Here is a 20,833-nt window from a genome sequence, read left to right as displayed (position 1 = left end):
CCTTGAATCAGCGATTCGAGGGTGAGCTGTCCGGAAATTTCATGACTGGTCCACCCCGCGCCGCACTTCGCCGTTCGGTTCGGCCGCCGATTGAGCGCGGCGTCCTGCCACTCCCGATAGGAACGATTCATATCCGCTCCAGTTGATTATGGATACGCGTACTTCCTGGAGCTTGGCGTTGCTTCCCGATGCAAAGCTGCCCTCGAAGTGCAGATTGTTTCACGCTGATTCAGTTTTGGGTGCCGGGCCCCGCAAAATCCAACGGCCACCTCGACTTCGCTGTTTGTATTTCGGTTTCGGTGCGAAACGGCGGTAGGTGTCGCAGTACCATATCCTTCGATAGGTATATGGTAGAAAGATAGTTCGCTCGCCGTATTCGATAGTCTTGCTCAAATCAAAGGAATTGCATAGGGTTAGGTGTGGCCCTGTACGCGGGAAACCTGTATTCGGGCGCATTGCGGGTTATGGAGGAGAGGTTAAATTGAAGAAATTAGTACTGCTGTTCGTCCTGGGTGCCGCGGTTTCATCCGCTGCAACTGTTAACTTGTTTGCACCGGCATCAACGTGTGTCGGAAATGTGTGCTCGGCAACGATGGGCCTGACATCGCTCACCGCCGGCGACACCTACGATATCAACTGGGATTTTTCGAACGATCCGTTCGTTACGATCCCGCTCAACATTTCGAAGATCACCTTCTGGCTGGATGTCACTGGCGCAAACAGTGGTCCCATCAAGTTGGTGCTGTACACGCAGGGTGCCACGACCGTCGACGTCGTGGTGGCGCAGGGCTCGTTCAATCACGCCGCGAACAGCGCTTTCACCAATGGTGATTTCGAGTTCCCGGCTCTGAACGCGGCGATCGCGCCCACGGGCCTCTTCAAAACGTCGCTGGGTTGGCTCACGGGCATCACCGGTGGCAAGCTGAACAGCGCCACTGTGACGATCGAAGCTGTTCCCGAACCGTCCACCTGGGGCCTCATGGGCGCCGGTCTGCTCGGTTTGATCGGCTTCGCCCGCCGCCGCAAGTCTGCCTGATCATTCCTGCTCAGTTCAACATGAAAGGCTCCCTTCGCCTGGCGGAGGGAGCCTTTTTACTTTGTAAAACTCAGCCCAGCAGACGTGCCGCCGGTTTTGCAAAATACGTCAAAATGAAGTCGGCGCCCGCCCTCCGGATCCCCACCAAAGATTCCATCATCGCCCGCTGTTCGTCGATCCACCCATTTCGCGCCGCGGCCATGATCATGCTGAATTCCCCGGAAACCTGATAAGCGGCCAGCGGCACATCGAAGCGATCTTTGGCCATCCGGATGATGTCGAGATAGGGCATCGCCGGCTTGACCATGATCATATCCGCGCCCTCTTCCAGGTCGAGTGCAATTTCCCGCATCGCCTCCAGCGCATTCGGCGGATCCATCTGGTAACTGCGGCGATCCCCAAATTGCGGAGCGGATTCGGCCGCCTCCCGGAACGGTCCGTAAAACACGCTGGCGTACTTGGCGGCGTAGCTCAAAATCGGCACTTTCGGAAAACCGGCCTGGTCCAAACCAGCGCGGATCGCGCCCACCCGTCCATCCATCATGTCGGACGGCGCCACGATGTCCGCTCCGGCGCGCGCGTGGGAGACCGCTGCCGCCGCCAGCCAGCCTAACGAGATATCGTTATCCACATCGCCGTCGACGATCTTCCCGCAGTGCCCGTGGCTCGTGTACTCGCAGTTGCAGACGTCGGTCACCACCAGCAGGTTCGGCACCGACCGCTTGATCGCCCGCACCGTTCGCTGCACGATGCCCTCATCGTCATACGCCCCGGAGGCTTCCTCGTCCTTGTGGTCCGGAATCCCGAACAGGATCACTCCGCCGATCCCGAGGGCTGCGCATTCCTCGCACTCCTTGACGATCTCCTCTATCGATAACTGGTAGTTGCCCGGCATCGAGCTGATCTCTTTGCGGATGCCCTCGCCTTCCACGGCGAACAAAGGCAGGATGAAGTCGGCTGGCTCCAGAATGGTCTCGCGCACCAGGCGGCGCATGGACTCAGACGATCGAAGCCGGCGGGGACGTTGAATGGGGAAGGGCATAGGCTCAATTGCCATCTTAGCCCAGACTCTGCAATCCGCCCTTTACATCAAAAGGGCAGCCACGACGCTATACAGCGTAGCGATCCAGACCAAGGCGAACAACCCGCCCAGAACCTTGCTGTCCGTTTTCCAGAGAGCGTAGCTCGTGAAGCCCAGTGCCGCCAGGAAAATGGCGAACTTGCCGAGCGCACAGCACAGGGTGGCCAGCGCCGTGGAGTTCTCCGTGGCGCCGTTCATCTGCCGCAGCAGCAGCGTATTCTCCACCGCATCCAGCAGCGCGCCCAGCCAGATGGCCCAACCCAATCCGGTGCCCAGCGCCGCCAATCCCGCGCGCCGCGCCAGCCACACGCACGACATGCTCAGCGCCGTCGCGTAGGCCAACAGGAAGATAAAGTCAAACATGGTGAGCCGCAGCGCCAGTTCGTCTTTCCCCTTGGGTACCGCCTGGACCATCTTGTCCAGATTGTCTTCCATCGAGATGCCCGGATGGTCGCCGCGCCACTCGTCGAGGATTGTTTGCACAGCCTTGCCGGAAGAGGCAAGTTCCAAGCTGACAATGCCTTGCGGTGCGGACTTCGACTTTAACTCGAAGCCCTGCCAGGTGAGCGCCAAAGCGAGTCCGCAGGCGATCAGGGCGACCGGCCACATCAGCTTCGGCCGGGTCCGGTGAGGCACGAGTTGGAGCGGATGGAACACCTACGGATAATGAATGTAGCATGGCAAGCAGGACAGAAAGACACCACGAACAGCGAATCTCCCGCCTCTATGTAGTGAAGGGCCGCGTACAGGGCGTCGGTTACCGTTATTTCGCCCAGACGGCGGCCGCCCAGGCAGGCGTCACCGGTTGGGTGCGCAATCGCGACGACGGCGCTGTGGAGAGCTACGCCACCGGTACCCCCGCTCAGTTGGCGGAGTACAGCGGACGGCTCCGCATGGGGCCCCGATTCGGCGAGGTGCGCAGCCTCGAGGAGATCGAAGCGCCTCTGCTACAATCGGATGGGTTTTCCATCAAACACTAGTTTCCGCACATACTTATGACCGATTTGAAGTCACTCATCCGCGAAGTGCCGGACTTCCCCAAGCCCGGGATCAATTTCTTCGACATCACGACTCTGCTGAAGGATCCCGAGGGTTGGAAGGCCACCATCGACGCGCTCAAGGCCCGCTATGAAGGCATCCAGGTCGACGTGGTGGTCGGGATTGAAGCCCGCGGCTTCTTCTTCGCTCCAGCGATCGCTTATGCCCTGGGCGCCGGCTTCGTTCCGGTGCGCAAGCCGGGTAAACTGCCGGCCGAGACCGAGACCGTGGAATATGCCCTCGAATACGGCACCGACAAGCTGCAGGTCCATAAGGATGCGATCCAGCCGGGCATGAAAGTATTGATCATTGATGACGTGCTCGCCACCGGCGGCACGGCGTCGGCGGTCGCCCAACTCATTGAGCGGCTGGGCGGGCAGGTGCTGGGTCTGGGCTTCCTCATCGAACTCGACTTCCTGAACGGGAAGACGAAGCTCGAGGGCAGGGAAGTCTACTCGGTGCTGCACTACTAACGTGTCTTCCCGATCAGCCACGGTCCGGGCCTACGCCAAGGTAAACCTGAGCCTAAAGGTACTGTATAAACGGCCGGACGGCTTCCACGAACTCCGGACCGTCTTCCAGACCATCGGACTGCACGACACCATCGATTTCAAGTTCACTCCGGGCAAGGGCGCGGTGGTGGAACTCGACGACGCGCTGGCCATCGACAACAACCTGGTGACGCGCGCTGCTCGCCTTTTCTTCGAGCGCAGGAAGGTCCGCGGACGGCTCAGCATGCGCCTGAAGAAGCAGGTGCCGATGGGCGGCGGCCTGGGCGGCGGGTCCAGTGATGCGGCGGCCGTCCTGCTGGCGCTGCCCGCGCTGACCGGCAAAAACACCAACCTACCTGATTTGATGGAGATGGGCGCGGAACTCGGCAGCGACGTCCCGTTTTTCCTGGTGGGCGGAGCGGCCTTGGGCCTGGGCCGCGGCGAAGAGCTCTACCCTCTGCCGGAGCCCAAACCGCAGCCCATGATCGTGCTGGCGCCGCCCATTCATGTGTCGACCCCCGAAGCCTTTAAAGCCCTCGGACGCCCCACGTTGACTTCACCCGCCGCGTCCCCTAAACTAAATACTTTCCAGTCGTTTGTCTGGCAGGCGTATCTTGCGTCTGACGCGGAGAACGATTTCGAGGTAGCTGTCTTTCAGCTTCATCCGGAGCTGAAACGATGGCGGAGAAAACTCGAACGGCTTGGGGCTCATGTTGCACGGCTCTCCGGCAGCGGGGCAGCACTCTTCGGGGTGTTTCCAAACCAGGCCAAGCTTCAGGGAGCCCTTCCGCAGTTTCACACGGAGCCTCTCAAGGTTTTCTCGACGACAATGTTGACGCGCGTGCAATATCGCGCGCGTTTGTGGCGGAGCCTGCGAGAACACGCATTAGAACATACATGGCCTCCCCAAAGCCGGTACGCGTAATGAGATCTGAGAGACTGAAAATACTGACCGGCAATTCGAACCCGGCCCTCGCCGCCGCACTGTGCACTGAACTGGGCACCGTGCTGGGCGGAGCCAAGGTCAAGACCTTCTCGGACGGCGAGATCTGGGTCCAGATCGAGGAGAACGTGCGCGGCAACGACGTCTTCGTGGTGCAATCCACGTGTACGCCGGCCGACCGCCATCTTCTGGAGCTGATCCTGATGATCGACGCGTTGAAGCGAGCCTCGGCTGACCGCATCACCGCCGTTCTCCCTTACTACGGGTACGCCCGCCAGGATCGCAAGGACCGTTCGCGCGTCCCCATCTCCGCCAAGGTCGTGGCCAGCATGCTGGAACGCGCCGGGGCGGACCGCATCCTGTCGCTCGACCTGCATGCCGCCCAGATCCAGGGCTTTTTCGACATCCCGGTGGACCACCTCTTTGCCGCCCCGGTGATGATCGACCATTTCCGCGCCTATGGCGACCTGGACCGTCTCACCGTGGTGTCGCCCGACGCCGGCGGTGTGGAACGCGCCCGCGCCATCGCCAAGCGCCTGGAAGTGCCGCTGGCCATCATCGACAAGCGCCGCGAGCAGCCCAACGAAGCCGATGTCATGCACATCATCGGCGACGTGGAAGGCCGCGACTGCCTGATTATCGACGATCTCATCGATACGGCCGGGACGCTCGTGAAGGGCACCAAGGCCTTGATCGAACGCGGCGGGGCCGCCAGTGTTTCGGCCTGCGCCACTCATGCCGTGCTCTCCGGGCCGGCTGTGGAGAACATCACGAATTCTCCGCTGAAAGAAGTCGTTTTTTCGGACTCCATTCCTTTGCGTCCGGAAGCCGCCGCGTGCGGCAAGATCCGGGTGCTTTCGGTGGCCGGCCTGTTGGCCCGAGCCATCCAGAGCATTCACGAGGAAACGTCCGTCAGTTCGTTGTTTGTCTGAATCGATAGGAGCGTAATATGCGAAAGGACATCACCATTGCCGCCGAACCCCGCTCGTCGCGGGGCAAGAACGAGGCCCGGCGGCTGCGGGTCCAGCAGCGAATCCCCGCCGTGGTGTATGGCACCGGCAAAGACGCCGTGGCCGTGACGGTCAGCCCCAAGGAAGTGAACAAAATTCTGCACTCCGGTTCGGGCGTCAACACGATCTTCAACGTCGACATCTCTGGTGTGGAAAGCACGCCCGTGATGGTGGTCGACTGGCAGCACGATCCCGTGAAGAACAACCTGCTTCATGTGGACATGCTGCGCATCGATCTCAACAAGCGGCTCCGGGTCAAAGTTCCGGTCCATCCGCTGGGCGATCCCAAGGGCGTTAAGGCCCAGGGTGGCCTGCACGAGATCGTGTCCCGTGAAATCGAGATCGAGTGCTTGCCGGACGACATTCCGGAGAAGTTCGATATCGACGTAACGCACCTGATGCTGGGTGACGCGTTGCGCGCCAGCGATCTGCCCCTCACGGGTTCGATGAAGCTGGTGAACGCGGCCGATCAGGTCGTTTCCCACGTTGTCGCGGCTCGTGGCGGCGCGGAGACCACTGAGGAAGACGCAGCCAAGACTGCCGAGCCCGAAGTGATCAAGAAGGGCAAGAAGGAAGACGAAGCAGCGCCGGCGGCCGACGCGAAGAAGAAGAAGTAAGCCGCCCAACCGGGTATTGATGCTCCGGCGATTGGATCCGCAAGGTTCCGCTCGCCGGGGCAGCCGCCTTGAGTCGAAAGCAGAATGCCGGATCCGGAGATTTTGGTGGTGGGGCTGGGCAACCCTGGTCCCGAGTATGAACAGACACCCCATAATCTCGGGTTTCTGTCGCTGGACCGTCTGGCCGCGCGCCATTCGATCCGCCTCAGCCGGCTGGAATGCCGGGCGGTGGTCGGTTTCGGGACGTTGGAAGGCAAGCCGGCTCTGCTGGCCAAGCCCCAGACGTTCATGAATCTCAGCGGACAGTCGGTGAAGGGCCTGTTGGAAAAATACAGCCTGAAGCCGGACCGCCTGATTCTGGTGTTTGATGAGTTGGATCTGCCGTGGACTCACGTGCGGGTCCGGCCCAGAGGCTCGGCCGGGGGACACAATGGCGTCAAGGATGTCATACGGTGTCTGGGCACGGACGAATTTACCCGCTTGCGGTTGGGTATCCGTCCGGACCATCCGGTGAGCGATGCTGCACGGTTCGTGCTCGCTCCGTTTAAGAGCGCGCAGATGAAGGAACTGGATGAGCTGCTGGATGCCGCAAGCACGGCAGTGGAGTCCATTATCGCCCAGGGCGTCGATAAGGCCATGGCGGCTTACAACCGCCGCGCCCAGGGGCCAATAAGAGAGGAAGAATGAGGATCTACGAAGAGCTCTTCATCGTTCGTCCCGACGTGACCGAGGAAGAAATTGATGCCTACATTGAGCAAGTCAAGCAGGTAATCACTTCCGCCGGCGGGACCATCGACAAGGTGGACAAGTGGGGCGTGCGCAGGCTCGCCTACCGCGTGAACAAGCGCAACGAAGGGTTCTACACCCTGATCCAGTTCTCGGCGGAAGCCGCGACGGTGAAGGAAGTGGAACGCCGCATGCGCGTGACCGATCTGGTGATGAAGTGGATCACCGTGCGCATCGACGAGAAGCTGAAGAAGCTGGAGAAGCGGACGAAGCAGCGCGAAAAGCGCGCCAAGCGCCGTCCCGTGGTGGAACGTCCGGCGCCGACCGCCGCGATGCCTGCCGCTCCCGCTGCCTCCGCCACTCCGGGTGCGCCCATGCCGGGTGCTCCGGCGCCTGCCGAAGCCGTGGTTGCCGCTCCGGCTCCTGCCGAAGCAGTTGTCGCCCCGGCGCCCGAAGCCGCTGTTGTGACCGAGACTCAGGAATAGGAACAGGAGGCATAAATCACCATGGCTGAACAAAAGGGTGGACGCCCCATCGCCGCTTCCCAGAGGCCGACCGGTACCGACAAGGCCATCGCCACGGGTAAGCGCCAGTATTTCCGCCGCAAAAAGGTCGATCGTATCTGTATCGAGAAGATCGATTACATCGACTACAAGGACACCCGGCTGCTGTCTCAGTTCATCACGGAGCGCGGTAAGATCGTACCCCGCCGCATCTCCGGCCTGAACGCCCAGAACCAGCGCCGCATCACCGAGGCCATCAAGCTGGCCCGCAACATCGCGCTGCTGCCCTTCGCGGGCGGCAACGAGAGGGAGAGATAACGCCCATGGATGTCATCCTCCGCGAAGACGTAGAAAAGCTCGGTCAGCGTGGGCAGGTCGTGAAGGTCACGTCGGGTTACGCCCGCAACTTCCTGCTGCCCAAGAAGCTGGCCGTCGCCGCCACTGAATCCAACAAGAACATCGTTGCCCAGGAACGCGACGCGGCTCTCCGCCGTGAAGCCAAGGACAAGGCTTCGGCCACGGAATTGGCCAACCTGCTGGGCGCGCTCAAGCTCACGTCGACCCAGAAGGCCGGCGAATCGGACGTCCTGTTCGGTTCCGTCACAGCCAAGGACATCGCCGATCTGCTTGAGAAGCAGGGCTACCAGATCGACCGCAAGAAGATCCAGCTCGACGCTCCCATCAAGACCCTGGGCGAGCACAAGATCGCCATCAAGCTCCACCGCGAGGTGACCGCCGAGGTCAGCCTGTCGGTGAACAAGGAAGAAGAAGCTCAGTAGCTTCCCGTTCAGCGGGCCCGCCGCCAGCCATGCCAAGGCATGGGCAGCGGCGGGCCTTTTTACTTTTCCCAACGTGCCTACTTTTCCCGAACAGTTCGACGCCACCCCCGTCTCGCAGCTCCTGTTGGAGGCCGAGCAGGGCCTGATCGGTTTCGATCAGCGCCTGTTGAAGTCCCTTCTCGCCCGCCGCGAGGAAACCCTGGCCGCACTCGTCCCCTTTGCCGCTGAACCGCGCGAGGAAGTCCTGCTCGACCTCACTGAGCAGTCCTTCGACCTCTTCCGCCAGTTCCGCGATCCCGCCGCCATCCCCTTCTACCTCACCCTGCTGGCCAAGCGTGGCGATTCCATCCCTGACGAGCTCGTCGAGGCCTTTGCCGACCTCGGCGCCCCCGCCGTCGAACCGCTGCTCGACTTCCACGAGACCAGTTCCGCCGACGACCGCCCCGACGTCGTCTTCCTGCTGGTCACCCTCGGCGTGCACGACCCGCGCATCCGCGCCCTCGTCGAAGACACCCTGGCGCGCGACCCCTACGAAGGCGCCCTCTGCGCCGGCCTCTACGGCGACCCCAGCCTGCGCGACACCGTCAACGCCTGCGCCGAAAAGGCGGACGAGAAGAGCGAAGAACGCAAGGTCCTGCTGGAGTGCGTCGAGGCCCTCAACAATGAGCGCGGCGCGCACGAGCCCGAAGAGTTCGACATCCTCGCCCTCTACCCCGACGAGGCCATGCCTCTGTTCGACCAGATGGATCCCGAGCATGTCGTCGATTTCTTTGCCTGCGCCGATCCCGCCTACCGCACCCGCGCCGCCGCCAGCTTCTCTGACGACGACTACCCGGACGACATCCGCGACCGCCTGCTGCCCCTGGCCGCCAACGATTCCGACCCCAAGGTGCGCGGCGCCGCCCTGCGCGCCCTCGGCGAGCGTGTGGCCGAGCCCGAGGTCCGCGAACTTCTCACCAAGGCGCTCGAGACCAAACGCGAGCACAAGGACGAATGGCTGGGCGCGCTCATCGGCCTGGCCGGCGCCACCGGCGAGCCCGAGGTCCACGACGCCCTGATGGAGGCCTACGCCACCGCGGATTGCCGCGCCGCCGCGCTCCACACCATGTGGCGCTCGTTCGACAGCCGCTACAAGAAGTACTTCTCCTCGAACCTCAAGAGCGAGGATCTCGACATCCGACGCCAGGCCATCCAGGGCGTCGGCGCGTTCCCCATGCCCGACCTCTCCCTGGAACTCGTCCCGATGTTCAAGGACGACGAGGTCCGCGAAGAGGCCCTGTTCGCCTACGCCCTCAGCGTGCGTCACAACACCACGCCCAAGAGCGCCGGCAAGCTGCTGGACATGATCTCCGACCGCGCCGACGGCCTCAACGACTCCGAAGAAGAGTCCGTCTGCATGGCCATCGACCGCCGCCTGGAGCGCGAAGGCTACCAGCCCGTGTTCTTCCCCGACGACGAAGAGCACGACCACGATCACGAAGGGCACGATCATACTCACACGCACGCTCCCGCGGTCACTCCGCTGGAGACCGTGCGCACAGAGAAGATCGGCCGCAACGACCCCTGCCCCTGCGGCAGCGGCAAGAAGTACAAGAAGTGCTGCGGCGGCGCCGCCTGATCAAACATTTGCCAGTCATCCTGTTTGACTGAGAATTCATAAAGGGTGCATCGGGCTGTCATCCAGCCCGGTCACCCTGGGTGCGACCGCGGAAGAAACCGCCATGCCGCACTCTACGCAGATCATCGCCCGACCCACTTCCCCCCGGCTTCGCGCCTTCCGCGCGGCCGTCTCCCTTCACAGCCACACTTCGCATTCGGTCGAACGCCTCGACCACGTCCGCAGCATCGCGGCCCTGTTTCGCGGCCTCTGGTGGACCCCTCCGCTGGCCGCCGCGCCCGCCCTGCAACTGGAGCGCGCCCAGATCGAGAGCCTCGGCCTGCTGCCGCTGGTCTCGATCACTGACCACGACAACATCGACGCGCCCCTGCTGCTGCGCACCCAGCCCGGCAGCCGCGACGTGCCCGTCAGCGTCGAATGGACCGTGCCCTGGGGGCCGACATTCTTCCACCTGGGCCTCCACAACCTGCCGCCGCGCCGCGCGGCCGAGCGCATGCGGTTCCTGGCCCGCTACACGGCCCGTCCTGACGTCCGGGAGCTGCCCGGCATCCTCGACTGGTTGGCCGAGGATCCGTCCGTCCTGATCGTCTTCAACCACCCCCTGTGGGATGAGAAGGGCCTGCCGCCCGGCGAGCACCAGCGGGCCGCCCGCGAGTTCCTCCGCCAGCACCGGCCCTGGATCCACGCCCTGGAGCTGAACGGCCTGCGCCCCTGGAGCGACAACCGCCAGGTCCTGCGCTGGGCGCGCGAAAGCGGCCTGCCCGCCGTAGCCGGCGGTGACCGTCACGGCTGCGAGCCCAACGTGCTACTGAATGTCACAAACGCATGTACGTTCTGTGAATTCGTCGAAGAGGTGCGGGATCACGGCATCAGCCGCGTCCTCGCCATGCCCGCTTACCGCCAGCCCCGCGGGCGGCGCATCACCGCCGACGTCCTCTCCGTCTTCAGCCGCCAGTCCGACGGTTCGCGCTGGACCGATCGGGTTCTGGTGCAGCGCCAGGGCTCCCTCGTCTCCCTGCGGACCCTCTGGAGCCGGCCCCGCCCGGCCGCCGCGCCAGCCGCCTTCCCGGCCCCGCTACAATCGAATTAATGAGCTGGTCAGTCATCCGCCTCTCCCTTGCCTTTGCCGCCCTTGCGTCGACCCTGGCCACCGCCCAACAGGAGCGCACTCCGAAAGCCGCCGCCAAGGTCGTCCAGGATGCCCTGCAGGCGCTGGGCGGCGACAAGTTCCTCGCCATGCAGGACCGCACGGAGGAGGGCCGCTTCTACGCCTTCTATCGCGAAAACCTCTCCGGCATGTCCCGCGCCAAGGTCTACACCCGCTACCTGCTGGGGCCGGAGCCGATGAAGCCCAACTTCTTTGGCATCCGCGAGCGTCGCGCCTTCGGTAAGAAGAACGAGGACTACTTCGTCGTCTACAACGAGCTGGGTGGCTACGAGATCACCTACAAGGGCGCCAAACCGCTGGACAAGCCCGTGTTTGACACCTACCAGGAGACCCTGTTCCACAACGTCCTCTACACCCTCCGCATGCGCCTCAAGGAGCCCGGCCTGACGTTCGACCCGGCCGGCGTGGACATCGTCGAGAACCAGCCCTGCAATGTCGTCGAGATCGTCGATAGCGACAACCGCGTCACCAAGGTCTGGTTCCACCAGTCCACCAAACTGCCCGTGAAGCAGTATTGGTTCCGCCGCGACCCCAAGACCCGCGACCGCATCGAAGAGGTCACCATCTTCGACAAGTTCCGCGATATCGGCGGCGGCGTCATGTGGCCCTTCGTCATCCGCCGCGAACGGAATGGCGAACGGAATTTCGAAATGTACGCCGATTCCATCAGCATCAACCAGGGCCTCACCGACGAACTTTTCACCCTTTCCTCCGACGTCAAGATGATCGAGAGCAAGGGCAGTAACGTCCGGCCCGGTAAGAAGTAAGCCCTCTCGCAACCCCCTGGGCAAATACGCAGCGAATGGCCTCGGGATCGCCCGATTAGCCCCCTCGCGTATCCTGGGATCAATGAAATCTTTCGCCGCGCGTTTCCTAATCCTCTGCGCAATGTTTTGTGCTGCCTGGCCCGCCGTGGCCCAGACACGCATCCAGAAGGTCTCCGGTGACGGGCAGCTGGTCCTCCTTTTCTACTCCCCCACCCAGCCGCTGGTCGTCCAGGTTGTGGACGGCGCGGGTCGGCCCGTAGCCGGAAAAAGCGTGAAGTGGACCGACGTTGGCGGCATCAGCTATGCCAGCCCCAGCACCACCACTACCGACTCGAACGGACTGGCGTCCCTGCAGTTCGTCGCCGGCGGATCCTTCTCGGCCGGTGTCGGCTTCCTCTCCTACACCGTCACCGCCACCACCGATATCGGCAGCACGAACTTCTCCATCGTGTCGTACCCCTTCCAGACCGGCGCGGCCAACTACCAGCCCCTGGTCGACTTCCTCAAGCCCCTGCAGGGCGCGCCCATTACCTTGAAGGCCGGTGAACGCGTGGCCGACGCCGCGCGCATCGTCGTCTCCACCAGCGGCGCCAACGGCGGCTCCGCCGGCCTGCCCATGCCCGGAGTCGGGCTCTCCGTCCGCACCGTCAACCAGGATCCTCTCGCCGGCCCGGTAGCCTCGTGCACCGGCGGCACCGTCCTCACCGGAGCCGACGGCGTCGCCTCCTGCGAGATCCTGGCCAGCGGTACACCCGGCACGACGGATCTCATCATCGACGTCGGCGCCTACCGCACCCAGACCATCCACCTCACGATGCTGCCCGGCGATCCCACGCCCACCATCACGCAGGGCAACAACCAGTCCGGCCTGCCCGGCCAGCCGCTGCCCGTCCAACTGGTGGCGCGCATCACCGATTCGCTGAACAATCCCGTCGCCGGCAAGGCCGTCCAGTGGTCCGTCGTCACGCCCGGTTCGGCCTCCCTGACGAACACGGTCTCCACCTCCGACACGTCGGGCTATGTCTCCGCCAACGTCCTGCTGGGCTCTACGCCCGGCTCCTTCCAGGTCCAACTGGCCGTCGGCACCAACACGGTCCTGTTCAATTTCGTAGTCCAGGGCACCGTGCCGGTCTTCACCATCTCCACGGCAAGCCTGCCCAACGGCGTGGTCGGCGGTGCGTACAACCAGACTCTCGCCGCCACCGGCGGAACTCCTCCCTATACCTGGACCCTCGCCTCCTCGGGCCTCCCGCCCGGCCTGACTCTGAATCCCAACGGCACCCTCACCGGCACCATCAGCACGGCCGGTTCCTACGGCTTCACCGTGCGCGCCACCGATAGCACTGGACTCCAGACGACGCGCAGCTTCTCCATCTCGACCGCCTCCGGGCTGGCCATCACCACCACCACCCTGCCCACCGCGTCGCTCGGGGCCGCTTACTTCCAAACCCTCGCCGCCGCCGGCGGCACTCCGCCCTACACCTGGAATCTCTACTCCGGCTCCATCGTCGCCAGCGTCATGCCCCCGGGCCTCTCGCTCAGCAATACCGGCGTCATCTCCGGCACGCCCACCGCCGCCGGCAACTACGGGCCCACCGTCCGTGTCGTCGATTCCGCCGGTCATGAGGCCTACCAGACCTACGCGTTTACCGTAGCCGCCGGCGTCGTCATCTCCACCGCCTCGCTCCCCAATGGGGCTGTTGGCGCTGCCTACAGCCAGACTCTCGCCGCCGCCGGTGGCACGGCCCCCTACCTCTGGACCCTGCTCGCCGGCACCATGCCGCCCGGCCTCGGCGTCTCCCCCTCCGGCGTCCTCAGCGGCACGCCCACGGTCAACGGCGTCTTCAACTTCACCCTGCGCGTGGCTGACGCCATCTCCGCCTCCACCACCAAGGCCTTCACACTGGTGATCAGCGGAGCCGCCCTCACCGTCACCACCGCCTCGCTGCCCAACGGCACGCCCGGCATCCAGTACTCCCAAACCCTGGCGGCCTCCGGCGGCACGACGCCCTATACCTGGTCGCTTGCCTCCGGCACGCTCACTCCCGGACTGCAGCTCTCAGCGGCCGGCGCCATCACCGGAGTCCCGACTGCCGCCGGCACCTCCACCTTCAGCGTGCGAGTCACTGATGCCGCGGGCGGCAGCGCCACGGCGAACTACATCATCACCGTGGGCGCGGTCATTCAGATCACGACTCCCTCCGCACTGCCCAACGGCTCCGTCGGCGCTGCTTACTCCACCCAGCTCACGGTGCAAGGCGGAACCGCGCCCTTCACCTGGGCCTTGAACTCCGGAGCCATGCCCCCCGGCCTCATGATCACCACCGCCGGAGTCCTTTCCGGCCAGCCCACCACCACCGGCAACTTCTTCTTCTCGGTCCGCGTCAGCGACTCCACCGGAGTCTTCGCCACCGCCTCCATGACCCTCACGGTCGATCCCGCCGGTGTCGCGCCGCGCGCGGGTGTCATCTCCCAGGTCGCCTCCGGAGGCGGTTGGAAGACCACCCTCAGCCTGCTGAACGTCGGCGCCGCCGCGGCCCCCGTGAAGGTGCAGTTCATGGCGGAAGACGGCACCCTGCTCGACCTGCCCATGACCGTCACCCAGGCCGGCGCCTCCGTCACGCAGGCCAGCGGCCCCGTCACCACCACCCTGGCGCCCAACGCTACCCTGTTGATTGAAACCGAGGCGCCCATCTCGACCACCACCGTCGGTTGGGCCGATGTCCAAAGCACCGGCACGTTGGCGGGCTACGCCATCTTCCGCCAGCGCGGCGGCGATGGCCGCGACTCCGAAGGCACCTCGCCACTGGAGTCCAAAGGCCGCACCGGGGTTCTGGTGACCTACGACAACTCCATCGGCTTCTCGACCGGCATCGCCCTGGTGAATCTATCGACGGGCCAGGCCTCGATCACCGCCATCCAGCGCGACGACTCCGGAGCCGAACTCTCCCGCGACACCATCCTGCTGCCCGCGAACGGCCACACGTCGTTCTCCGTCACAGACCGCTACCCGTCCCTCGCCGGCCGCCGCGGCGTCGTCGAGTTCCAAAGCGACCAGACCGCCGGCATCACCGCCCTCGGCCTGCGCTTCAGCCCCACGCTGAGCTTCACGTCGATCCCGGTCGCAGTCAGGCCGTAAACCCGTGACAAGCGGCTGCCTGGTCCAGTCCTGGGCTGGGCCCGGCAGCCGCAACCCCCTCCAGCCCCTGTTGTTATACTCGCCGAATGACCCTTCGGCTCCTTCTCCTCCTGCCCTTCTGCCTGGCCGCCCTCGCCGCCGAGCCCGATTGGCCGAAGATCCAGGCCGAAACCCTCAAACACTTCCAGGCCCTCATCCGCATGGACACCAGCGACCCGCCCGGCAACGAGTCTGAGGCCGCCAACTACGTCAGGCAGGTCTTGGAAGCCGAAGGCATCCCCGTTAAGACCTTCACCAAGGTACCCAACCGCCCCAATCTCGTCGCCCGCCTGAAAGGCAACGGCTCCAAGCGCCCCATCCTGATCGTCGGCCACACCGATGTCGTCAACATCGACCCCTCCAAGTGGAAGGAGCACGGCCCCTTCTCAGCCGACCGCGCCGGCGGCTACATCTACGGCCGCGGCACCGTCGACGACAAGGACAACCTCGTCTCCTGCCTCATGACCATGGTCACTTTGAAGCGCCTCGGCGTCATCCTCGACCGCGACGTCATCTTCCTCGCCGAAGCCGCCGAAGAGGGCAACTCCTCCATCGGAGCCGGTTTCATCGCCGACGAGCACTGGGCCGAGATCGACGCCGAATTCTGCCTTGCCGAAGGCGGCGGAGCCATGCGCCGCGGCGGCAAGCTCATCTCCGTCAACATCATGACGTCTGAGAAGATCCCGGCCCGCGCCGTCCTCAAGACCAGCGGCACCGCCGGACACGGCTCCGTCCCACGCCTCGACAACGCCATCGCCCGCCTCTCCAGCGCCGTGGAGAAGGCCGCCAATTGGCAGCCGCCCATGAAGCTGAACGACACCACGCGCACCTACTTCGAGCGCCTGGCTACGGTGAGTGGACCCGAGCAGGCCGCGCGCTACAACGGCCTCGCCAATCCCGACCGCTCCGCCGCCATCCAGGAGTACATGCGCGCCAACGAACCCGCCCACTACTCCATGCTCCGCACGTCCATCTCGCCCACCATCTTCCACGCCGGCTACCGCAACAACGTGATCCCGGCCGCCGCCGAAGCGACGCTCGACATCCGAGCCCTGCCCGGCGAGGATCTCGACGCCTTCTTCGCCGAGCTCAAACGCAAGATCGGCGACGACCAGGTGGAGATCCAGCGCCAACCGCTGGGCCGTCCGGCGTCTCCTGTCTCGCGGCTCGACACCGAGATGTTCAAGACGCTCGAAGCCATGCAGCGCAAGCACTATCCCGGAGCCGTGACCCTGCCCAGCATGCTCACCGGAGCCACGGACATGTCCTACTTCCGGGCCAAAGGCATGCAGTGCTACGGAGTAGGACCGCTGCTGGACGTCGAGGAACTGGAGAAGGGCTACGGCGCCCACTCCGACCAGGAGCGCATCCTGGAAGACGAGCTCTACCGCTTCCTGCGCTTCCAATACGACGCCGTGGTGGCGGTGTCCGCGCACAACTGATCCAGTGGGGACGTTCCGCCGTGGCCAAAACGCCGCAAGTCCGCAAGTTCTGAGCGCTTGCCATGTGGCCATGGCCGGAACGTCCCCCAATCCATCAACGCCCAGGTGAAACAATAAACCTGGAATGTGGAAACCCTTCGTAGCCCTGCTGGCCTCCGCCGCCCTCATGCCTGCCGCCGACCCCCAAGCCCGAATCCGCCAGGTAACCCGCACCCCCGGCTTCATAGCCCTCTGGGACTTCGTCCAGCGCGACCCGCAAGGCCGCTTCACGGCCCATCAGCCGCCCGGCGCGACAGCCGACTTCCACCTCGACGCCATCAACTACGTCCACGACTACTGGCAGCAGGGCCGTCCCGCCACCTATGCCGACTTCCCCTTGCTGGGCCGCGGCCCGTTCGGCCAGGCCATCCAGCTCCGCCAGGAAACCGACCCCACCTTCCGCCCCTGCCTGATCCTCCCGCGAGAACGTCTCCACGACACCGCCCTCGACGTGAAAGGCCCGAACCGTTCCGTCTCCATGCTGGTCTGGCTGATCCGCGAAAGCGGCAACCACGCGCTGGCCGGCATCTGGCACGAAGGCACGGACCTGGGCAACGGAGCCGCCCGTGTGGAACGCGGCAAGCGCCAGTACGCCCTCTTCGCCGGACTCGCGGCCAACGCCGGAGCGGCAGCCGTCCACGTCTCCGAAAACGGCCGCAATTCGTTCGGCGACCGCTACGCCCGCAACCTGGCGGTGACGCCCGAGGTCCTACCCGCCGTCCCCTCGGACGCGCCGGCGCAGGTCCTGGACCAGTCGTGGCAGCTAGCCGGCTTCACCTTCGACAACCGGAAGCACGAGGTGACGGCGTACTTGAACGGCAAGGCGACGGAATACTGGATCGAAAATCCGCAAAAGCACCCGTTCTTCCAATGGCCGGCCAAGGGCTGGCAGCAGGCGCAGTTCCACCGTCAGCCGGGCCTACAGGAAGGCGAGGACCCGTCTTTCCCAGCGGACCAGTACTACGAGCCGCCGGAGACCAAACTCCTCCACCGCGAAGTCGAGCAATCGACGCCGGCCAGCCGTAGGGAACTGCAGACCTTTCGCTACACGAAAGTGCGAGTCACGTGGCAAAGGGAAGGGAAAGGCCCCTGGCGAGTAGTCCAACGCGAACTGGTAGCCCTGAAGGCGAATCCCTTCTGGTTCGGCCACGACCTGTACAACCCAAGGACGAAGGAGGAAGGCGGCCCCTTCACGATAGGGCGAGTGATCCACACGTCGAAGAGCGTGGGGTTCACGGGCTACATCGGAGGAGTCGCGGTGTTCGACCGCGCCCTGACGCCCAACCAGATGCAGCGCCTGGCAGAGATCACCAAGCCGGGCCCGATCGCGGCCACGAGGTAGCTACGCAATCGCCGATCCGCTGTAGCAAACTGGTGGCATGAGCGTTTCTCCCGAAGCTGTGCCGCAATCCTCCGGCCTCAATCCCGCCGAGCCAGAGATCGACGGGCCGGACCCGGGAACCCATGCCTTCCGCGAACTCGCCGAGCGCTTCCGCGAATCCACTAATCCGGACGAAATAGCGCGGCTCGGGGACCATCTAGGACGACTGCTCTTCCATGCGTAGACCTCATGGAGGTGGCAGCCTGTCGTCTTGTGCCCGCTCATCGAATAGGCTCGGAACTCACGTCGCCCTGATCGCCTTCCTCTCCCTATCACCCGTCTATGCCTGTGATTGCAAAGCCCCACCCGTGCCCGAGGCAGCACGTCAGGCGTCGGCGGTCTTCACCGGCAAGGTCGTTGAAAGAAGAGAGCTGGCTCCCTCCGAATTCGGTCGACGCCGCTATCAGATCCGTTTCTCAGTCGCGGAAATATGGAAGGGTGCTGACTCGAAGGAACTCACGGTTTACGACCAAAACCCCGCAGGCGACTGTGGCGGTTGGGGCTTTGAGTTAGGCAAGGATTACGTCGTATTCGCGCGGAGCTATAAAGTAACGAAAGGCTTCACCATTCGGGTGGAAGGCCGCGATGTCGAGTGGCCCGATCGATGGAAAGGCGCCCTGCCCATTGGCCGGCAAATGCTCATCAGCGAGCAATGCACCCGCACGGCTGGGCTCGGAACAGGAGCCGCGAACCAGACAATCCAGCTACTGGGTAAGGCGCGTCGAACGGTAACCAGGCGGCAGGATATCAGTGGCCGCTAACGGAGTAATATAGGGAATGTTTGGCAGGAAGCCCAAGTCTGACCGCGATCTCACAGCACCTTCGGAGGTGGAGACTGATCCGAAAGCGAGAGAAGTGCTCCGCGCCTGGGTCGCTAATGGAGGGCTGATTTGCGCTCTCCGCCCGGAGACCTGGGACGACGCGGCAAACTGGGGCATAGTACTGGCGGATGTCGCAAGGCACATAGCGAACGCGGTCCAGGAATTGCACGGTGAAGAGGCGTCAGCAACACTTGCCGAGATTCAAAATGTGTTCAACGCAGAACTGGGTGAACCCACCGACACACCCACCAGGTACTTCGAAGCCTGATCGTAATCCGGTCTGACGCCCGTCAGCGGATTCGTAGCTCCTGGGGTCGCCTGGTCTCCGGATTCTCGAGGCATTGTGGGTATCCCCACCCCCCCTACAACTGCGATCTTACCGCCTGCAACTCCGCCTCAAACTGCGCCATCAGCCCCTCTTCCAGATCCACCCGCCCGATCCGCTTCAGCGCCTCCGCCGTCGGCTCCGCCAGCTCCTCATCGGTATCCGTAATCCCGTGCTTCGCCTCATTCGCCAGCGAATTCGCGGTCTCCACCACCGCACTCAACGTCAGCGGACCCTGCGCCCCCACTGTCGGGTCAATCGCAGACCGGTGGTGATACAACACCGCCTTCTGGATCAGCACCGGCAGATTCCAGCGCGTCAACGCCGCCGAGGATAGCTCGGAATGCGTCACGTCCAGCAACTTGTGCTCGCAATACTCCAGCGGTTGACCCGTCTCCCGGTGTTCGTTCTGGATCATCACGAACTCTTTCGGCAGCGCGATCGCAATCATCATGCGACCCAGGTCATGCAGCAGCCCGGCCACAAACGCCCCTTCCGGGAAGTCCACCTTGGTCTTCTGCACCAACAGGTCCGACAGGATCGCCACCGACACCGAGTGGTCGTTGAACCGCGCCGTCGACCAGCCCGGCGGCGTCGCCACCTTGGCCCACATCCGCGACACCGACAGCCCCAGCAGGTAGTTCCGCAGCTTGTTGATCCCCAGAATCGACACCGCCGCTCGCACGCTGCTGATCGTCCCCCGCCGCCCATACAACGCCGAGTTCACCAGCCGCAGAATATTGCCCGACAGCACCGTATCCCGCTCAATCACATCCGCCAGCCGCGCAAACGACACATCGTCATCCGCCAGGCTCGCAATCAGATGGTTGAGCACTGGCGAGAACGGCGGCAGCTTGTCGAGGCTGCGCAACGCCAGTTCGCGGTAGGACACGCGGTGGAGGATACTCGGGCTCACGGTTTCTCTATCGGCCGCTTTCTGCTGCCCATCCAGTCCCAAATCGGGATTTTAATCTCTTTTTGCCTATCCGGCGGTCATGACGGCATCTTAGAACGAACCACCTACCCCGGGCCCTAATGTCAATCCCCTGACTAACCAGCTACGATAGTTGCGAGTGCTTCCAGAACCCGGGCCCGCCATCGAAGTCACAGACCTGCGTAAGGTTTACGGCGAGAAAGCCGCCGTCGACGGACTCACCCTCCGCGTCGAACGCGGCTGCTTCTTCGGCTTCCTCGGCCCCAATGGCGCCGGCAAAACCACCACCATCCGCATGCTGATGGGCCTCGCGCCCGCCACCTCCGGCACCATCCGCATCCTCGGCCACGATATGCCCGGCGATGCCGTCGCCATCAAAAGCAAAATCGGCCTCGTACCCGACGACACCCTTCTCTTCGATCACCTCACCGGCGGCGAGTTCATTGAATTCGTCGGACGCATGTATGGCCTCGGCCGCCCCCTCGCCCACCAGCGCACCTCCGAACTCCTCGAACTCTTCGAACTCCACGGCGCCGGCCGTAAACTCATCGGCGAATACTCCAAGGGCATGAAGAAACGCGTCGCCATGGCCGCCGCCCTCATCCACCGGCCTGAACTCTACCTCCTCGACGAACCCTTCGAAGGCGTCGACGCCGTCGGCGCCCGCCTCATGAAGGACATCCTCCTCGATCAGGTCCGCCAGGGCGCCACCATCTTCCTCACCTCGCACGTCCTCGAGGTCGTCGAACGCCTCTGCGACCGCGTCGCCATCATCAACCAGGGCCGCATCGCGGTCGACGGCCCTCTCTCCGAACTCCGCGCCGGCGTCGCCGCCGATCCCGACCGCCCCGGCACCCCCGAAACATTGGAAGACATCTTTGTTCGCGTCGTCGGCGGACCGGCCCGCGCCTCCGAATCCATCGACTGGCTGTGACA

At 64.0% G+C, this 20,833-nt stretch carries 24 protein-coding genes and 1 pseudogene; 21 read left to right on the top strand and 4 right to left on the bottom strand.

The features are described 5' to 3' along the window. Positions 1-592: 592 nt before the first annotated feature. Positions 593-1,036, top strand: coding sequence for a PEP-CTERM sorting domain-containing protein (locus tag IRI77_RS07455; protein ID WP_194451441.1), 444 nt, complete (start codon positions 593-595; stop codon positions 1,034-1,036). Positions 1,037-1,106: 70 nt separating this feature from the next. On the opposite strand, the gene hemB is transcribed toward IRI77_RS07455, so the two are convergent. Both hemB and IRI77_RS07445 read right to left on the bottom strand, forming a co-directional pair. Continuing rightward, on the bottom strand, positions 1,107-2,078 hold the full coding sequence (gene hemB / locus IRI77_RS07450) for a porphobilinogen synthase (protein ID WP_194451440.1): 972 nt from the start codon (positions 2,076-2,078) through the stop codon (positions 1,107-1,109). A 42-nt stretch (positions 2,079-2,120) separates the two neighbouring features. Then, complete coding sequence (locus IRI77_RS07445) at positions 2,121-2,774, bottom strand: hypothetical protein (protein ID WP_194451439.1); 654 nt, start codon at positions 2,772-2,774, stop codon at positions 2,121-2,123. Between the two features lie 20 nt (positions 2,775-2,794). Between IRI77_RS07445 and IRI77_RS07440 the strand changes: the two genes are divergently transcribed. The 19 genes and pseudogenes from IRI77_RS07440 to IRI77_RS38570 all read left to right on the top strand — a co-directional run bounded on the left by IRI77_RS07440 (position 2,795) and on the right by IRI77_RS38570 (position 18,906). Next, entirely contained in the window at positions 2,795-3,097 is a 303-nt protein-coding gene (locus IRI77_RS07440; protein WP_194451438.1) for an acylphosphatase, read from the top strand. A 15-nt stretch (positions 3,098-3,112) separates the two neighbouring features. After that, positions 3,113-3,628: an adenine phosphoribosyltransferase gene (locus IRI77_RS07435; protein WP_194451437.1), complete on the top strand. Its 516-nt coding sequence runs from the start codon at positions 3,113-3,115 to the stop codon at positions 3,626-3,628. 1 nt (position 3,629) lies between these two features. Beyond that, positions 3,630-4,571, top strand: coding sequence for a 4-(cytidine 5'-diphospho)-2-C-methyl-D-erythritol kinase (gene ispE / locus IRI77_RS07430; RefSeq protein WP_194451436.1), 942 nt, complete (start codon positions 3,630-3,632; stop codon positions 4,569-4,571). Next, positions 4,571-5,521 carry a ribose-phosphate pyrophosphokinase gene (locus IRI77_RS07425; RefSeq protein ID WP_194451435.1) on the top strand — a complete coding sequence of 317 codons (951 nt, stop codon included), beginning with the start codon at positions 4,571-4,573 and terminating at the stop codon, positions 5,519-5,521. Before ispE ends, IRI77_RS07425 begins: the two co-directional genes overlap by 1 nt. 17 nt (positions 5,522-5,538) lie before the next feature. Further along, on the top strand, positions 5,539-6,216 hold the full coding sequence (locus tag IRI77_RS07420) for a 50S ribosomal protein L25 (protein ID WP_194451434.1): 678 nt from the start codon (positions 5,539-5,541) through the stop codon (positions 6,214-6,216). Positions 6,217-6,300: 84 nt separating this feature from the next. Continuing rightward, positions 6,301-6,903: an aminoacyl-tRNA hydrolase gene (pth, locus tag IRI77_RS07415; RefSeq protein ID WP_194451433.1), complete on the top strand. Its 603-nt coding sequence runs from the start codon at positions 6,301-6,303 to the stop codon at positions 6,901-6,903. Further along, positions 6,900-7,427 (top strand): 30S ribosomal protein S6, encoded by a 528-nt coding sequence (gene rpsF / locus IRI77_RS07410; protein ID WP_194451432.1) that lies wholly within the window; start codon positions 6,900-6,902, stop codon positions 7,425-7,427. The genes pth and rpsF overlap by 4 nt, the downstream gene beginning before the upstream one ends. 21 nt (positions 7,428-7,448) lie before the next feature. Continuing rightward, entirely contained in the window at positions 7,449-7,763 is a 315-nt protein-coding gene (gene rpsR, locus IRI77_RS07405; RefSeq protein WP_194451431.1) for a 30S ribosomal protein S18, read from the top strand. A 5-nt stretch (positions 7,764-7,768) separates the two neighbouring features. Beyond that, on the top strand, positions 7,769-8,224 hold the full coding sequence (gene rplI / locus IRI77_RS07400; protein ID WP_194451430.1) for a 50S ribosomal protein L9: 456 nt from the start codon (positions 7,769-7,771) through the stop codon (positions 8,222-8,224). Between the two features lie 724 nt (positions 8,225-8,948). Next, positions 8,949-9,314: pseudogene (locus tag IRI77_RS38580) on the top strand (HEAT repeat domain-containing protein); the annotation flags it as partial. 306 nt (positions 9,315-9,620) lie between these two features. After that, positions 9,621-9,842: an SEC-C metal-binding domain-containing protein gene (locus IRI77_RS38575; RefSeq protein ID WP_407674107.1), complete on the top strand. Its 222-nt coding sequence runs from the start codon at positions 9,621-9,623 to the stop codon at positions 9,840-9,842. 103 nt (positions 9,843-9,945) lie between these two features. After that, entirely contained in the window at positions 9,946-10,932 is a 987-nt protein-coding gene (locus IRI77_RS07390) for a PHP domain-containing protein (RefSeq protein WP_194451428.1), read from the top strand. Continuing rightward, entirely contained in the window at positions 10,932-11,777 is an 846-nt protein-coding gene (locus IRI77_RS07385) for a hypothetical protein (protein WP_194451427.1), read from the top strand. The genes IRI77_RS07390 and IRI77_RS07385 overlap by 1 nt, the downstream gene beginning before the upstream one ends. Positions 11,778-11,859: 82 nt before the next feature. Next, positions 11,860-14,916 (top strand): beta strand repeat-containing protein, encoded by a 3,057-nt coding sequence (locus IRI77_RS38310; protein WP_194451426.1) that lies wholly within the window; start codon positions 11,860-11,862, stop codon positions 14,914-14,916. 86 nt (positions 14,917-15,002) lie between these two features. After that, a complete protein-coding gene (locus IRI77_RS07375) occupies positions 15,003-16,397 on the top strand; it encodes a M20/M25/M40 family metallo-hydrolase (protein WP_194451425.1) in 1,395 nt (464 codons plus the stop codon). A gap of 124 nt (positions 16,398-16,521) precedes the next feature. Beyond that, positions 16,522-17,778: a LamG domain-containing protein gene (locus IRI77_RS07370; protein WP_194451424.1), complete on the top strand. Its 1,257-nt coding sequence runs from the start codon at positions 16,522-16,524 to the stop codon at positions 17,776-17,778. 37 nt (positions 17,779-17,815) lie between these two features. Further along, positions 17,816-18,001, top strand: coding sequence for a hypothetical protein (locus tag IRI77_RS07365; protein ID WP_194451423.1), 186 nt, complete (start codon positions 17,816-17,818; stop codon positions 17,999-18,001). A gap of 124 nt (positions 18,002-18,125) precedes the next feature. After that, on the top strand, positions 18,126-18,578 hold the full coding sequence (locus IRI77_RS07360; RefSeq protein WP_194451422.1) for a hypothetical protein: 453 nt from the start codon (positions 18,126-18,128) through the stop codon (positions 18,576-18,578). 16 nt (positions 18,579-18,594) lie between these two features. Beyond that, positions 18,595-18,906: a DUF5076 domain-containing protein gene (locus tag IRI77_RS38570; protein ID WP_194451421.1), complete on the top strand. Its 312-nt coding sequence runs from the start codon at positions 18,595-18,597 to the stop codon at positions 18,904-18,906. Here the strand turns inward: IRI77_RS38570 and IRI77_RS07350 are convergent. Further along, a complete protein-coding gene (locus IRI77_RS07350; RefSeq protein WP_194453947.1) occupies positions 18,840-18,980 on the bottom strand; it encodes a hypothetical protein in 141 nt (46 codons plus the stop codon). The two genes, IRI77_RS38570 and IRI77_RS07350, sit on opposite strands and share 67 nt — an antisense overlap. Before the next feature lie 20 nt (positions 18,981-19,000). Continuing rightward, positions 19,001-19,879, bottom strand: coding sequence for an HDOD domain-containing protein (locus IRI77_RS07345; protein WP_194451420.1), 879 nt, complete (start codon positions 19,877-19,879; stop codon positions 19,001-19,003). Between the two features lie 157 nt (positions 19,880-20,036). Between IRI77_RS07345 and IRI77_RS07340 the strand changes: the two genes are divergently transcribed. Further along, entirely contained in the window at positions 20,037-20,831 is a 795-nt protein-coding gene (locus IRI77_RS07340; RefSeq protein WP_194451419.1) for an ABC transporter ATP-binding protein, read from the top strand. Positions 20,832-20,833: the final 2 nt, after the last annotated feature.

This window comes from Paludibaculum fermentans (assembly GCF_015277775.1).
Taxonomy (GTDB): Bacteria; Acidobacteriota; Terriglobia; order Bryobacterales; family Bryobacteraceae; genus Paludibaculum; species Paludibaculum fermentans.
The sequence above is the reverse complement of the archived record's forward strand: the minus strand, read 5'-3'. Positions and strand labels throughout refer to the sequence as shown.

What these genes read in the sequence shown, in the direction of transcription:
- hemB (WP_194451440.1), bottom strand. Translation starts at nt 2,078, where the DNA reads ATGCCCTTCCCCATTCAACGTCCCCGCCGGCTTCGATCGTCTGAGTCC.
- IRI77_RS07375 (WP_194451425.1), top strand. Translation starts at nt 15,003, where the DNA reads ATGACCCTTCGGCTCCTTCTCCTCCTGCCCTTCTGCCTGGCCGCCCTC.
- IRI77_RS07350 (WP_194453947.1), bottom strand. Translation starts at nt 18,980, where the DNA reads ATGCCTCGAGAATCCGGAGACCAGGCGACCCCAGGAGCTACGAATCCG.
- IRI77_RS07365 (WP_194451423.1), top strand. Translation starts at nt 17,816, where the DNA reads ATGAGCGTTTCTCCCGAAGCTGTGCCGCAATCCTCCGGCCTCAATCCC.
- rpsR (WP_194451431.1), top strand. Translation starts at nt 7,449, where the DNA reads ATGGCTGAACAAAAGGGTGGACGCCCCATCGCCGCTTCCCAGAGGCCG.
- IRI77_RS07440 (WP_194451438.1), top strand. Translation starts at nt 2,795, where the DNA reads ATGGCAAGCAGGACAGAAAGACACCACGAACAGCGAATCTCCCGCCTC.
- IRI77_RS07420 (WP_194451434.1), top strand. Translation starts at nt 5,539, where the DNA reads ATGCGAAAGGACATCACCATTGCCGCCGAACCCCGCTCGTCGCGGGGC.
- IRI77_RS07435 (WP_194451437.1), top strand. Translation starts at nt 3,113, where the DNA reads ATGACCGATTTGAAGTCACTCATCCGCGAAGTGCCGGACTTCCCCAAG.
- rplI (WP_194451430.1), top strand. Translation starts at nt 7,769, where the DNA reads ATGGATGTCATCCTCCGCGAAGACGTAGAAAAGCTCGGTCAGCGTGGG.
- rpsF (WP_194451432.1), top strand. Translation starts at nt 6,900, where the DNA reads ATGAGGATCTACGAAGAGCTCTTCATCGTTCGTCCCGACGTGACCGAG.
- IRI77_RS07385 (WP_194451427.1), top strand. Translation starts at nt 10,932, where the DNA reads ATGAGCTGGTCAGTCATCCGCCTCTCCCTTGCCTTTGCCGCCCTTGCG.
- IRI77_RS38570 (WP_194451421.1), top strand. Translation starts at nt 18,595, where the DNA reads ATGTTTGGCAGGAAGCCCAAGTCTGACCGCGATCTCACAGCACCTTCG.
- IRI77_RS38575 (WP_407674107.1), top strand. Translation starts at nt 9,621, where the DNA reads ATGGCCATCGACCGCCGCCTGGAGCGCGAAGGCTACCAGCCCGTGTTC.
- IRI77_RS38310 (WP_194451426.1), top strand. Translation starts at nt 11,860, where the DNA reads ATGAAATCTTTCGCCGCGCGTTTCCTAATCCTCTGCGCAATGTTTTGT.
- IRI77_RS07390 (WP_194451428.1), top strand. Translation starts at nt 9,946, where the DNA reads ATGCCGCACTCTACGCAGATCATCGCCCGACCCACTTCCCCCCGGCTT.
- pth (WP_194451433.1), top strand. Translation starts at nt 6,301, where the DNA reads ATGCCGGATCCGGAGATTTTGGTGGTGGGGCTGGGCAACCCTGGTCCC.
- IRI77_RS07455 (WP_194451441.1), top strand. Translation starts at nt 593, where the DNA reads ATGGGCCTGACATCGCTCACCGCCGGCGACACCTACGATATCAACTGG.
- IRI77_RS07370 (WP_194451424.1), top strand. Translation starts at nt 16,522, where the DNA reads ATGTGGAAACCCTTCGTAGCCCTGCTGGCCTCCGCCGCCCTCATGCCT.
- IRI77_RS07425 (WP_194451435.1), top strand. Translation starts at nt 4,571, where the DNA reads ATGAGATCTGAGAGACTGAAAATACTGACCGGCAATTCGAACCCGGCC.